14 protein-coding genes are annotated in these 13,047 nt (G+C 64.5%); 4 read left to right on the forward strand and 10 right to left on the reverse strand.

The annotated features are described in order from the left end of the window. The first annotated feature begins 13 nt into the window (after positions 1–13). Positions 14–922, forward strand: a complete 909-nt coding sequence (locus IC761_RS33020; protein WP_195800795.1) for an NAD(P)-dependent oxidoreductase — start codon at positions 14–16, stop codon at positions 920–922. 145 nt (positions 923–1,067) lie between these two features. Continuing rightward, positions 1,068–2,810 carry a tannase/feruloyl esterase family alpha/beta hydrolase gene (locus tag IC761_RS33025; protein ID WP_195800796.1) on the forward strand — a complete coding sequence of 581 codons (1,743 nt, stop codon included), beginning with the start codon at positions 1,068–1,070 and terminating at the stop codon, positions 2,808–2,810. A 48-nt stretch (positions 2,811–2,858) separates the two neighbouring features. On the opposite strand, the gene lysA is transcribed toward IC761_RS33025, so the two are convergent. The 3 genes from lysA to argH all read right to left on the reverse strand — a co-directional run bounded on the left by lysA (position 2,859) and on the right by argH (position 5,929). Beyond that, a complete protein-coding gene (gene lysA / locus IC761_RS33030; RefSeq protein WP_195800797.1) occupies positions 2,859–4,124 on the reverse strand; it encodes a diaminopimelate decarboxylase in 1,266 nt (421 codons plus the stop codon). 23 nt (positions 4,125–4,147) lie between these two features. Next, complete coding sequence (gene lptM / locus IC761_RS33035) at positions 4,148–4,438, reverse strand: LPS translocon maturation chaperone LptM (protein ID WP_195800798.1); 291 nt, start codon at positions 4,436–4,438, stop codon at positions 4,148–4,150. 93 nt (positions 4,439–4,531) lie between these two features. Beyond that, complete coding sequence (argH, locus tag IC761_RS33040; protein ID WP_195800799.1) at positions 4,532–5,929, reverse strand: argininosuccinate lyase; 1,398 nt, start codon at positions 5,927–5,929, stop codon at positions 4,532–4,534. Between the two features lie 101 nt (positions 5,930–6,030). Between argH and tlpA the strand changes: the two genes are divergently transcribed. Then, a complete protein-coding gene (gene tlpA / locus IC761_RS33045) occupies positions 6,031–6,696 on the forward strand; it encodes a thiol:disulfide interchange protein TlpA (RefSeq protein ID WP_195804852.1) in 666 nt (221 codons plus the stop codon). Here the strand turns inward: tlpA and IC761_RS33050 are convergent. The 6 genes from IC761_RS33050 to IC761_RS33075 form a co-directional block, all read right to left on the reverse strand. Continuing rightward, positions 6,693–6,887: a hypothetical protein gene (locus tag IC761_RS33050; protein ID WP_195800800.1), complete on the reverse strand. Its 195-nt coding sequence runs from the start codon at positions 6,885–6,887 to the stop codon at positions 6,693–6,695. The genes tlpA and IC761_RS33050 overlap by 4 nt on opposite strands. Positions 6,888–6,967: 80 nt before the next feature. Next, positions 6,968–7,849, reverse strand: a complete 882-nt coding sequence (locus IC761_RS33055; protein WP_195800801.1) for a 3-hydroxybutyryl-CoA dehydrogenase — start codon at positions 7,847–7,849, stop codon at positions 6,968–6,970. 211 nt (positions 7,850–8,060) lie between these two features. Then, positions 8,061–9,005 carry an electron transfer flavoprotein subunit alpha/FixB family protein gene (locus IC761_RS33060; RefSeq protein WP_195800802.1) on the reverse strand — a complete coding sequence of 315 codons (945 nt, stop codon included), beginning with the start codon at positions 9,003–9,005 and terminating at the stop codon, positions 8,061–8,063. Beyond that, positions 9,005–9,754, reverse strand: coding sequence for an electron transfer flavoprotein subunit beta/FixA family protein (locus IC761_RS33065; RefSeq protein ID WP_195800803.1), 750 nt, complete (start codon positions 9,752–9,754; stop codon positions 9,005–9,007). The genes IC761_RS33060 and IC761_RS33065 overlap by 1 nt, the downstream gene beginning before the upstream one ends. 127 nt (positions 9,755–9,881) lie before the next feature. Then, positions 9,882–10,454: a cob(I)yrinic acid a,c-diamide adenosyltransferase gene (locus tag IC761_RS33070; RefSeq protein ID WP_195800804.1), complete on the reverse strand. Its 573-nt coding sequence runs from the start codon at positions 10,452–10,454 to the stop codon at positions 9,882–9,884. Between the two features lies 1 nt (position 10,455). Then, a complete protein-coding gene (locus IC761_RS33075) occupies positions 10,456–10,650 on the reverse strand; it encodes a twin transmembrane helix small protein (RefSeq protein ID WP_195800805.1) in 195 nt (64 codons plus the stop codon). A 293-nt stretch (positions 10,651–10,943) separates the two neighbouring features. Here IC761_RS33075 and IC761_RS33080 point away from each other — a divergent pair, with 293 nt between their 5' ends. Beyond that, positions 10,944–11,837: a YihY/virulence factor BrkB family protein gene (locus tag IC761_RS33080; RefSeq protein ID WP_195800806.1), complete on the forward strand. Its 894-nt coding sequence runs from the start codon at positions 10,944–10,946 to the stop codon at positions 11,835–11,837. On the opposite strand, the gene IC761_RS33085 is transcribed toward IC761_RS33080, so the two are convergent. Further along, a complete protein-coding gene (locus tag IC761_RS33085) occupies positions 11,764–13,029 on the reverse strand; it encodes an ATP-binding protein (RefSeq protein ID WP_195800807.1) in 1,266 nt (421 codons plus the stop codon). The genes IC761_RS33080 and IC761_RS33085 overlap by 74 nt on opposite strands. Positions 13,030–13,047 lie beyond the last annotated feature (18 nt).

The raw sequence follows: 13,047 nt of genomic DNA on the forward strand, positions 1-13,047 counted from the left end.
ACAAGGAAACACCATGGACATCGGATTCATCGGCCTCGGAAACATGGGTTTCCCGATGGCGCGGCGGTTGATCGAGGCGGGCAACAGGCTCGTCGTGTTCGACACGCGCAGGGAGGTCGTCGACAAGCTTATCGCACTTGGCGCGAAGGCTGCGACGTCGCCGAAGGATGTGGCCGACCGGGTCGAGACGGTGATGGCGAGCCTGCCGTCGCTTCAGGCGTCGCTCGAGGTCGCGACGGGATCGAACGGCGTGATCGAGGGGAGCCGCGCCAAACGCTTCATCGATCTCTCCACCGTCGGCTCGGCGATGGCGGTGAAGATTCACGGCTTACTTGCAAAACGCAACATCGTGCAGATCGACTGCCCGGTGTCCGGCGGCGTCGGCGGCGCCGAGAAGGGTACGCTGGCGGTGATGGTGTCCGGGCCGAAGACGGAGTTCGAGCTGCTCAAGCCCGCGCTCGACGTGATCGGAAGGGTGTTCTTCATCGGCGAGAAGCCGGGCGCGGCGCAGACCATGAAGCTCGCCAACAATTTTCTCTCAGCGACCGCGATCGTCGCGACGTCGGAAGCGGTGGTGATGGGCGTGAAGGCCGGGCTCGATCCCGCCGTGATGATCGACGTCATCAATGCCGGGTCCGGCATGAACACCGCGAGCCGCGACAAGTTTCCGCGCTCGGTGCTGCCGCGCAGCTTCGACTTTGGTTTTACGACCGGCTTGATGGTGAAGGACGTGCGGCTCGCGCTCGAAGAGATGCAGCAGCTCGGCCTGTCGATGGAGGTTGCGGACGCCGTCGGACGATTGTGGGAGACCGTGATCAGCGCGGAAGGCGCGAACTCCGATTTCACCGCGGCGATCAAGCCGATCGAGAAGAAGGCCGGCGTCGTTGTCGGTGGCAAGCCAGGCGGACTTGCCGGGAAGTAGCATCGATGCCTTCGCTCACAACCGCGGCGTGAGCTTTGTGAATTTTTCGCGAAAGGGCCAGACCGCAATGCAGCATCCTTGAGTTGCAATCTGGCTCGGCTATCCTGTCCTCTCTACAAGCCTGCAAAAAATCAGGGAGGACAGAATGAAGCGTCATCGACACTTACTTGTCGGTGCGACCATGGCCGTGTTTGCCTGTGTCGCGCTCGGTACGTCGCCCGCAATGGCGACGGCGTGCACCAATCTCCGATCCTTGCAACTTCAGCACACGGTGATCAATTCGGCGGACGACAACACGACGGGCATCTTCGTCGTGCCCGGCACGAGTCCGCCGACCACGATCACCGGCCTTCCCGCCTTCTGCCGCGTCACTGCAACCCTGATTCCCAGTTCGGATTCCAGCATCAGGGTCGAGGTCTGGCTGCCCGAAACCACCTGGAACGGCAGGTTCCTCGGCACCGGCGGCGGCGGCTTCCAGGGCGTGATCACCTACAATGAGCTCGCGCTTGGCATCCAGGGCGGCTTTGCCGCGACCAACAGCGATCTCGGCACGGGATCGTCGGGATGCAATCCGCTGTTCTGCGGCTCGGCCGGCAACATGGGCAATCCGCTCGCGATCGACTTCGGCGACCCGACGGCGCCGTCGACGGGCCTGTTCGGGCATCCCGAGCGGATCAAGGATTTCGGCTATCGCGCGATCCACCTGATGACCGAGCGGGGCAAGGAGATCGTCAACGCCTTTTATGGTCATCGGTCGCAACGGGCCTATTTCGCCGGCTGCTCCACCGGCGGCCAGAACGCCCTGATGGAAGCGCAGCGCTTCCCCAACGACTATGACGGCATCCTGGCCGGCGCGCCCGCGTTCAACCGCACCCATCTGCATATGGCGGGGCTCTATGGCTGGCAGAATACGCATGCGAGCCCCGGCCGGTTCATCCAGCCCGGCCAGATGACGCTGATCAACCAGGCGGTGCTCAAGCAGTGTGTCGGCCATGACGGTGGCGCCAGCACCGATCAGTTCCTGACCGATCCGCGCGACTGTCATTTCGACCCGAAGGTCCTGCTCTGCAAAGGCGGCGCCTCACCGCCCGCCTGTCTGACCTCCGATCAGGTCACGACCATGCAGAGATACTATGCCGGCACGATCGATCCCGTGAACGGACAGCTCATCAACCCTGGCTCCGAACGAGGCAACGAGACCGACGACATCCTCGCCCTCGGTCTGGCGTTCCAGGAGCGACTGCCCGAGCCGGCCTTCGACGGCCTGTTCTACTGGGTGTTCGGCCCGAGCTTCGGCTACCCTGCAAGCGCAACCAATTTTGCCAATTTCGATTTCCACCACGACGTCGACAAGGTGGATGATCAGCTTGCGGCCGTGCTGAACGCAACCAGCACCGATCTCGGCGAGTTCAGGGGCCATGGCGGCAAGCTCCTGATGTACCACGGCTGGGCCGACCCGCTGATCCCGTCACAGAGCAGCATCAACTACTTCCTCGCGCTGGTCGGGAATGAGGGCCAGGGATTCCAGCCGGTCGGCTTGTTCGATCATGGTAACGGCAATCCGGCGCTGCGACGGACCCAGAGCTACGCGCGGCTGTTCATGGTGCCCGGGATGTACCATTGCGCCGGCGGGCCCGGCCCCAACGCGTTCGATGCGCTCACACCGCTCGTCAAATGGGTCGAGGCCGGCGTCGCGCCGGATACGATCCTCGCCGCGAAGTTCGTTGCTGATACGCCGCCCGCGGTCCAGTTGACCCGGCCACTCTGCGTCTTCCCCAAGGTCGCAAAGTACAACGGTAGCGGCGACACCAACAATGCAGCGAACTTCACCTGCGTCACCGACGAGACCGATTTTAACCAGAAGCCGGCCCCCAAATTCGGGCCCTGAAGCGCGTAGCGCCGGCGAGCTCAGGCTCGCCGGCGTCAGCTGCGATCATCACAGCCACGGTGCCGGCGTATCCATCGCAATGAGCTGCTCGACCTCGATACGCGGGCGCACCACTGCGTATTGATCGCCCTTCACCAGCACCTCCGGTACCAGCGGCCTCGTGTTGTAGGTGCCGGCCTGCACGGCGCCATAGGCCCCGGCCGTCATGATGGCGAGGAAATCGCCCGGCTTCGGCGTCGGCAGCGTGCGGTCGAGCGCGAGATAGTCGCCGGTCTCGCAGACCGGGCCGACAACGTCGGCCATGATGGTCGCCGCGCGCTTGGCCGGCTGAGTCACCGGCAGAATGTCGTGATGAGCCTCGTACAGCGTCGGGCGGATCAGATCGTTCATCGCGGCGTCGATGATGACGAAATTCTTGCCGTCGCCGTGCTTCACATAGATCACCTTGGCGACCAGGATGCCCGCATTGCCGACGATCATGCGGCCCGGCTCGAACATCAGCGTGCAGCCGAGATTATGGGAGACGCGCTTGACCATGGCGGCATAGGCATCGGGCGCCGGTGGCGCCTCGCGGTCCATGTAATAGGGGATACCGAGGCCGCCGCCGAAGTCGACATGCGAGATGTTGTGGCCGTCGGCGCGCAGCGTCTGCACGAATTCGGACAGGATGCGGAACGCGGTCTCCATCTTGGAGAGATCGGTGATCTGGCTGCCGATATGCACGTCGGTGCCGGTCACCTCGATGCCCGGGAGCTTGGCGGCGCGCGCATAGACCTCGCGGGCATGGACGATCGGGATGCCGAACTTGTTCTCGGACTTGCCAGTGGAGATCTTGGCATGCGTCCCGGCATCGACGTCCGGATTGACGCGGATGGAGATGCGCGCGGTCTTGCCCATCTCGGTCGCAAGCCGAGACAGCAATTCGAGCTCGGGCTCGGATTCGACGTTGAGGCAGAGGATGTCGGTGGCCAGCGCGGCGCGCAGCTCGGTCTCGGTCTTGCCGACACCCGAGAACACGATCTTGCTGCCCGGAATGCCGGCAGCCAGCGCGCGCTTCAATTCACCGCCGGAGACCACGTCGGCGCCGGCGCCAAGCTTGGCCAGCGTACGCAGCACCGACTGGTTGGAGTTCGCCTTCATGGCGTAGCAGACCAGCACCTTCTCGCCGGCAAAGGCATCGGCGAAGACGCGGTAATGCCGCTCCAGTGTCGCGGTCGAATAGCAGTAGAACGGCGTGCCGATTGTCGCGGCCAGCTCGGACAGGCTCACCGCCTCGGCGTGCAGCACGCCGTTGCGGTAGTCAAAATGGTTCATGGCGTTAGCTCAGTTGCCCCGGCCTACCGGCTGGGTTTGTCGTCCAGCAGCGGGTCGAGAATAAACGGTTTCTTCTTGCCCTTGGTCGCCGCCGGCGGCGCGTCCGAGCCATAGGTCGGATTGAACACGCTCGGCGTCTTCTGGGCTTCGGTCTCGGTGTCCGTCGGCGCCGCGACGTTGGCGGTGGACGCGTTCGAGGCGTTCGGCGGCAGATCCAGCGGGCCCCTGCGGCCGCAGCCGGCCAGCGCAAGCGCCGTCAGGCTCAAGACAATAATGGCCCACCCCGAACCGGCCGGGCGAAACTTTGACGTCACGACGAAATCCCCACTACGCGGCGCGCACCATACAGAGATTGGCGCGCTCTGGCGAGAGCCGGATGACCATGAAACAAAAGCGAAATTTTGCCCTCAGCCCAATTTTCGCTCTTTTTCCAACCGCTTCGCCCAGCTCTTTGCCTGCGACGCCACGTTCTTCGGCGCGGTACCGCCGAAGCTGGTACGGCTCTTCACCGACGATTCGACCGAGAGCACGCCGAGCACGTCCTTGGTGACCTTGGGCTCGATCGCCTGCATCTCCTTGAGCGGCAGCTCGTGCAGCGCCACGCCGTCGCTGGCAGCCTTCGCCACGATGCGGCCGGTGACGTGATGGGCCTCGCGGAACGGCATCTTCAGCGTCCGCACCAGCCAGTCGGCGAGATCGGTCGCGGTGGCGTAGCCCTCGCCGGCGGCGGCCTTCATCTTGGCCTCGTCAGGGACGAGGTCGCGAACCATGCCGGTCATGGCGCGGATCGCCAGCGACAGCGCGGCAAAACCCTCCATGGCGCCCTGCTTGTCCTCCTGCATGTCCTTTTGATAGGCGAGCGGCAGGCCCTTCATCACGATCAGGAGACCGTTGAGCGCACCGATGACGCGGCCGGTCTTGGCGCGCACGAGCTCGGCGGCGTCCGGATTGCGCTTCTGCGGCATGATCGAGGAGCCGGTGGTGAACTTGTCGCTGAGCCGGATCATGCCGACCAGCGGCGAGGTCCAGATCACGATCTCCTCGGCAAAGCGCGACATGTGCACGGCGCAGATCGAGGCCGCCGACAGCGTCTCCAGCACGAAGTCGCGATCGGAGACCGCATCGAGCGAGTTCGCCATCGGACGATCAAAGCCGAGCGCCTTGGCGGTGGCGTGACGGTCGATCGGGAACGAGGTGCCGGCGAGCGCGGCCGCGCCGAGCGGGGATTCATTGAGCCGTTTGCGCGCGTCCTGGAAACGGCCGCGGTCGCGCGCGGCCATCTCGACATAGGCGAGCAGATGGTGGCCGAAGGTCACGGGCTGCGCGGTCTGGAGATGCGTGAAGCCCGGCATCACGGTTCCGGCATGCTCCAGCGCGCGATCCACCAGCGCCTGCTGGAACGCGGCGAGCGCCGCATCGGTCTCGTCCAGAACGTCGCGGACATAGAGACGGAAATCGGTCGCGACCTGGTCGTTGCGCGAGCGCGCGGTGTGCAGGCGTCCGGCGGCGGGGCCGATCAGCTCGGACAGGCGGCTCTCGACATTCATATGAATGTCCTCGAGCGCGCGCTTGAACGTGAAGCCGCCCTTGCCGATCTCTGACAAAATCGTGTCTAGACCCTTGCCGATATTTTTCGCATCAGAGGCCGTGATGATGCCCTGCGCGGCAAGCATCGCGGCGTGGGCCTTGGACGCGGCAATGTCCTGGGCAAAGAGGTGACGATCGACGTCGATGGAGACGTTGATCTCTTCCATGATCTCATCGGGACGTTCCGAGAACCGGCCGCCCCACATCTTGTTGCTCATGATCTCCTGCTCACGCCCTGTCGCTAGCCACGTTTGCTGGCTGGCGCCAGCCGTATTAAGAGGCCCCTGATAGCCATATCTGCGACCGGATGACAAACGATATGCTCGACCAGAAGCCCTCCGCCACGCGCCGGATCCCCATCGTCATCGCCACCGTGGCGATCGGCGGGCTGGCCGGCTTCGCCGCGCTGTACGGGCTCGGCCTGAGCCGGGCGCCAGCGGGCGATCCGGCCTGCCGGCCGGCGGTCGCAACGGCCTCGCGGATTGCCCCGCTCGCCCATGGCGAGGTGGCGGCGCTGACCATGGCGAGCGCGCCCCTGAAGCTGCCCGACCTCACCTTCGAGGATGCCGACGGCAAGCCGAAGAAGCTGTCGGATTTCCGCGGCAAGACGCTCTTGGTGAACCTCTGGGCCACCTGGTGCGTGCCGTGTCGCAAGGAGATGCCGGCACTGGATGAGCTCCAGGGCAAGCTTTCGGGACCGAATTTCGAGGTGGTGGCTATCAATATCGACACCCGCGACCCCGAGAAGCCGAAAAACTTCCTGAAAGACGCCAATCTAACCAAGCTTGGCTATTTCACCGACCAGAAAGCCAAGGTTTTTCAGGATCTTAAGGCCATAGGACGAGCCCTGGGCATGCCGACCTCGGTGCTGGTCGATCCGCAAGGCTGCGAGATCGCGACGATCGCGGGGCCGGCGGAATGGGCGAGCGAGGATGCACTCAAGCTGCTCCGGGCCGCCACGGGCCAGGCCGCGGCCTCGCTTTAGGCCGTGATGTTGAGATTGCCGCCGACACCTGCGCCGACATTGGCGAGCGAGGGCTGACCGGCACCGAGCAGCGTCAGGACCGCAGATTTCTCCGCATCCGCGTTCTGCTTGATCAGCGTCGCCGCCACATTCGATTGCAGCGCGCCTTGCTGAGAGGCCAGCATGGTGCTGACCATCGCCATCATGTCCATTACGCAACCCTCGTACCGGGCGAGAGCCTAGGGACGAGCGGTTAACGGGACATGAATTGTCACAAGTGCCGTAGGGTGGGTCAGCGCGTCGGAACCGGCTTGGCGCCTCGGTAGTCGTAGAAGCCGCGCTGGGTCTTGCGACCGAGCCAGCCGGCCTCGACGTATTTCACCAAGAGCGGGCACGGGCGGTATTTGGAGTCGGCCAGGCCCTCGTGCAGCACCTGCATGATGGAGAGACACGTATCGAGGCCGATGAAATCGGCAAGCTCCAGCGGGCCCATCGGATGATGGGCACCTAGCTTCATCGCCGCGTCGATCGCCTCGACATTGCCGACGCCTTCATACAGCGTGTAGATCGCCTCGTTGATCATCGGCAGCAGGATGCGGTTGACGATGAAGGCCGGGAAATCCTCGGAGACGGCGACCTGCTTGCCGAGCTTGGAGACGAATTCCTTGGACGCCTCGAAGGTCTGGTCATCGGTGGCGATGCCGCGGATCAGCTCCACCAGCTCCATCAGCGGCACCGGATTCATGAAGTGAATGCCGATGAAGCGCTCGGGCCGATCGGTGGCGGCGGCAAGCCGGGTGATCGAGATCGAGGACGTGTCGGAGGCGACAATCGCCTCCGGCTTCAACACCGCGCAAAGCTCGTGAAAAATCTTGCGCTTGACCTCTTCCTTCTCGACCGCGGTCTCGATCACGAGATCGCAGTCGGCGAGGTCGTCGAGCTTTTCTGCGAGCTTGATGCGCGCGATCGCCTTGGCCCTCTCGTCCTCGGTCACGCCCTTCTTGGAGACCTGTCGCGCCAGATTGCCGTTGATGGTGGCCATGCCGGACTTGAGCCGGTCGGCCGAGACATCGTTGAGCACCACGTCGAAGCCGGCCAGCGCCGCAACATGCGCGATGCCATTGCCCATCTGACCCGCGCCGATCACGCCGACCTTCTTGATCACTGCCGCCATAATGTCATCCACCGGAACGGCGCGCTATGAGCGCGCCTGCCTAATCCCCTGAGCCGGGAGGTCTGATCCAATCAGAAGCTCGATTAGATCAGAATCCTGGCTCGAAACCTAGATTGGATCGCTTCCTTGACATGCCCCACGCCAAAGAAAACGGCTCAAAAAAGAAACACCGGCCGGAGTTTATACCTCCGGCCGGTGTTTTGAACGCGTTTTACTTGCCGAGCTTGCCGAGCTCGGCCGTCAGCTCCGGAACCGCCTGGTAGAGGTCGGCGACCAGGCCGTAATCGGCGACCTGGAAGATCGGCGCGTCCTCGTCCTTGTTGATCGCGACGATCACCTTGGAGTCCTTCATGCCGGCCAGATGCTGGATCGCGCCGGAAATACCGACGGCGACATAGAGCTCGGGGGCCACGACCTTGCCGGTCTGGCCGACCTGCCAGTCGTTCGGCGCATAGCCGGCGTCGACCGCCGCGCGCGAGGCACCGACACCCGCGCCGAGCTTGTCGGCGAGCGGCTCGATGTATTTGGCGAAATTCTCGCGGCTCTGCATGGCGCGGCCACCGGAGACGATGATCTTCGCCGAGGTCAGCTCGGGACGGTCGCTTTTGGCGACTTCCTCGCCGACAAAGGACGACAGCGCCGGATCGGCTGCCGCCGCGACGCTCTCGACCGGCGCGCTGCCGCCTTCGCCCGCCGCGGCGAAGGTGGAGGTGCGGACCGTGATGACCTTCTTGGCGTCCTTCGACTTCACCGTCTGGATGGCGTTGCCGGCATAGATCGGGCGCTCATAGGTGTCGGGCGCGACCACCTTGATGATCTCCGAGACCTGCATCACGTCGAGCAGCGCTGCAACGCGCGGCATCACGTTCTTGAAGCGCGATGTCGCGGGCGCGACGATCGCGTCATAGGACGGGGCCAGCGAGACGATCAGCGCAGCCAGCGGCTCGGCGAGATCGTGGGCATAGAGGTCACCGTCGGCGAGCAGCACCTTCTTCACGCCGGCGAGCTTGGCGGCGGCGTCCGCGGCGGCCTTGGCGTTCTGGCCGGCCACCAGCACCTCGACGTCGGCGCCGAGCGCTGCCGCCGCAGTCAGGGCCTTGTTGGTCGCATCCTTGAGCGACGAATTGTCGTGTTCAGCAATCAGAAGCGTCGTCATCAGAGCACCCCGGCTTCGTTCTTGAGTTTCGAGACCAGCTCGGCGACGTCCTTGACCTTGACGCCAGCCTTGCGGCCTGCCGGTTCAGTCGTCTTGAGGACCTCGAGACGCGCGGTGACGTCAACGCCGTAATCGGCGACGGTCTTCTCCGCGATCGGCTTCTTCTTGGCCTTCATGATGTTGGGCAGCGACGCATAACGCGGCTCGTTGAGACGCAGGTCGGTGGTGACGATTGCCGGCCCCTTCAGCTTCACGGTCTGCAAGCCGCCGTCGACTTCGCGGGTGACCTTGAAGTCGGAGCCGTCGACCTCGAGCTTCGAGGCGAAGGTCGCCTGCGACCAGCCGAGCAGCGCGGCCAGCATCTGACCAGTTTGATTGCTGTCGTCGTCGATCGCCTGCTTGCCGAGGATGACCAGGCCGGGCTGTTCTTCGTCCGCGACCTTCTTCAGGATCTTGGCGACGGCGAGCGGCTCGACGATGCCGTCAGCTTTCACCAGGATGCCGCGATCGGCGCCCATGGCGAGACCGGTGCGGATCGTCTCCGACGCCTGCGCCGGTCCAATGGAGACCACCACGACCTCGGTGGCCTTGCCACCTTCCTTCAGGCGCAGCGCTTCCTCGACCGCGATTTCATCGAACGGGTTCATCGACATCTTGACGTTGGCGAGTTCAACGCCCGATCCATCGCCCTTGACGCGGACCTTGACGTTGTAATCGACCACCCGCTTTACCGGCACTAAGACCTTCATCGATCCTCTTTCACTCAATTTAGGAGGGGGGCTATTTCAACTGGCGCGGAACCTAAAGGCCTGATCCGGCCCGGTCAACGCGCGAAGGGGCCAAATTTTAGACCTTAGAAATGCGCAGCTCAATGGGTCAGCGATTCTGGCCCGGAACCCAGAGCACGTCGCCGGCGCCATTATGGTTAGCGGCGCGGCTCGCCACGAACAGGAAATCCGACAGCCGATTCATATATTGGATGCCAGCCGCGCCGACCGGCTCGTTGGGCTGGGCGGCCAGTTCCACCATCACGCGTTCCGCCCTGCGGCAAATTGTGCGCGCGACATGGAGATGGGCGGCGGCCGGTGTGCCGCCGGGCAGCACGAAGGAGGTCAGCGGCGCAAGCTGGTCGTTGAGCCCATCGATGTCGCGCTCGAGCCGTTCGACCTGGCTTGCCACCACGCGAAGCCGTTCCGCCTTGCCTTCCCGCTCAGGCACCGCGAGGTCGGCGCCGAGATCGAACAGATCGTTCTGAATGCGGCCGAGCATCGCATCGAGATCGGGGGAGTCCTTTGTGTACAGACGAACGACGCCGATCGCGGCGTTGGTCTCGTCGACGGTACCATAGGCTTCGATGCGCAGATCGTATTTCGGACGGCGTTCGCCCGAACCAAGGGCTGTCGTGCCGTCGTCACCGGTCTTGGTATAGATGCGGTTCAATACGACCATGTTAACGCCCCATCGCCCAGACCGCGGTCATGGCGATGACGATCGCGATGAACTGAAGCAGCACGCGCCAGCGCATCAGCTTCTGGGACGTGTTGGCCGAGCCGCCGCGCATCATGTTGACGAGACCGAGCAGCAGCACCACCGCCACGGCGCCGGCTGCCACCGGCAGGATGAAGGTACTTAAAAGAGATGCCATTGGGGGTAGATAACACCGTGTGCGCTGATGCGCTATCTCCCTGGCTCAGTCATTCCGGGGCGACGCGAAGCATCGATCCCGGAATCCATCGGGCCACGATGCTAGCGGCGAGATGGATTCCGGGCTCGCGCTACGCGCGCCCCGGAATGACGATGGGGCGCTTCGCGATCTGGCTTTTAGGGCAATAATATCAGAAGGTAGCGGGATGACTTCCGATTTGCGCCAATGGCCCGATTTCTTCGCCGCTCCCCGCGCACGGGGCGAGCGAGCGGCGCCCGTCGTGTAGGTGACGCGTGAAAGCCATCCGCACCATCTATGTCGTCGGGATGGACGCGTTCTATACGTTCCTCGCCGATGACGGCTGGGCGATTGCGAGCCATATCGCGCTGTCGACGCTGATGGCGCTGTTCCCGTTCCTCATCGTGCTGACCTCGCTCGCCGGTTTCTTCGGCTCCAAGGAACTCGCTGACCAGGCGGCCGGGCTGATGCTTCAGGTCTGGCCGAAGCAGGTTGCCGACTCGCTCTCCGGCGAGATCCACGACGTCCTCACCACCACCCGCACCGGCGTGCTGACCATCGGCGCGGTGCTGTCGGTCTACTTCGCCTCCAACGGCGTCGAGGCCCTGCGGGTCGCGCTCAACCGTGCCTATGCGGTGGTCGAGATGCGGCGCTGGTACTGGCTGCGGCTGGAATCGATCGGCTATACGCTGGTTGCAGCTGTCACCGCACTTGCCATGGCATTCCTGATCGTGCTCGGCCCGCTCTTCATCGAGGCGGCGCGACGCCACATCCCGCTGTTCGTCGAATCCAACGAAAGCATCCTCACCTGGCTGCGCTACGGCATCACCATCGCCGCACTGGTGGTGGCGCTGTTCATCCTGCATGCGTGGCTGCCGGCGGGGCGGCGCGGCTTCCTCCAGATCCTGCCCGGCATCGTCTTCACCATGGTGGCGTCGCTGATCTCCGGCGTCGTGTTCGGCCAGTACCTGGCGCGCTTCGCCAACAATTATGTCACGATGTATGCGGGGCTCGCCTCGGTGATCATCGCGCTGGTGTTTTTGTATTTTATCGCCGCGATCTTCGTTTACGGCGGCGAGCTCAACGCAGCGATCATCAAGTTTCGGCTTCCTCACGGCGTCTCGCTTCAAGCAGCGCAGTCGCTAAAGCCCGCGGAGACACAGGCTTGACCAGGAAGGCGTCAGCGCCGGCCTCGCGCGAGGCCGCTTCGTCCTCGCCGCGGCCGGACACGCCGATAATCGGGATCTGAGCCAGTGGCGTCGGCATGGTGCGGATCCGCCTGATCGCCTCGACGCCGTCGATACCCGGCAGCACCATGTCCATCAGCACCGCATCGAAGGCGCCTTGCGCCAGCCGGTTCACGGCGTCCTCGCCACGCCCGATGAACTCGGCATGATGGCCGAGCTCGGTCAGAATCGTGTTGAGCACGACGCGGCCGAACGGATTATCCTCGACGCTGAGCACGCGCAACGCCGCCAGCGCATCGGCCTCGCTGCCATCCGACTTGCGCGAGTTCGACGGCCCCGCCGCATCGAGCGACACAGTCAGCGTAAACGTTGCGCCGCCGCCGCGCCGCGGCGCGACCGAGATGTCGCCACCCATCGCGCGCGCCAGCTGCTTCACCGAAGACAGGCCTAGGCCAGCGCCGCCGAAGCGCGAGGCAATGGTGACGTTGGCCTGGGTGAACGGGCGGAACAGCCGCTTGATCTCGGCCATGGTCAGGCCAATGCCGCTGTCGGAGACCGCAAAGGCGACGCCGACCTTGCGCTTGTCCTTCGCCTTGCCTTGTCCTTTGCCTTTGGTCGGGCGCCAGGGCGCGGCCGAGATCGCCACGCCGCCCTGGTCGGTGAACTTCACGGCATTGTCGATCAGGTTCTCGAGCGCGGCGCGCAGGCGGACGGGATCGCCGACCACGAGGCCGGGCAGTTTTTCAGAGATATCGACCGCGGCCTGAAGGCCCTTGGCCGCGGCACGCCCGGCGAGGGAATCGCCGGTGCTGCGAGCGAGCGCCCGCAGGTCGAACAGGTCCTGCCGCAACGCGCTGCCGCCCCTCCCCGTTTTGGCGGCGTCGACGAACAGGGTGGCAAGGCTCGCCAGATGTTCGGCACCGGCCTTGATCGTGTCGGCCCAGCGCCGCTCCCGCTCACCGAGATCGGAGGTTGCGAGCAGGTCGCTGATCGCCAGGATGCCGGTCAGGGGGGTGCGGACCTCGTGGGCAAAGGCGGCGAGCGCCGCCTGGACCACGTCAGGCGTGACGGCTGCGGTGCCGCGTTTGCGCGCCCCGCCGGCCGCCCCGGACCGCTTCCGAGGCGGTTGCCTGGACTTTCGCGTGGTGCGCGCTGCGCGCGTTTTCGCCGCCATAAATCCCCTTCGAAGTTT

It is taken from the genome of Bradyrhizobium commune (assembly GCF_015624505.1).
In the GTDB taxonomy this organism is placed as follows: Bacteria; Pseudomonadota; Alphaproteobacteria; order Rhizobiales; family Xanthobacteraceae; genus Bradyrhizobium; species Bradyrhizobium commune.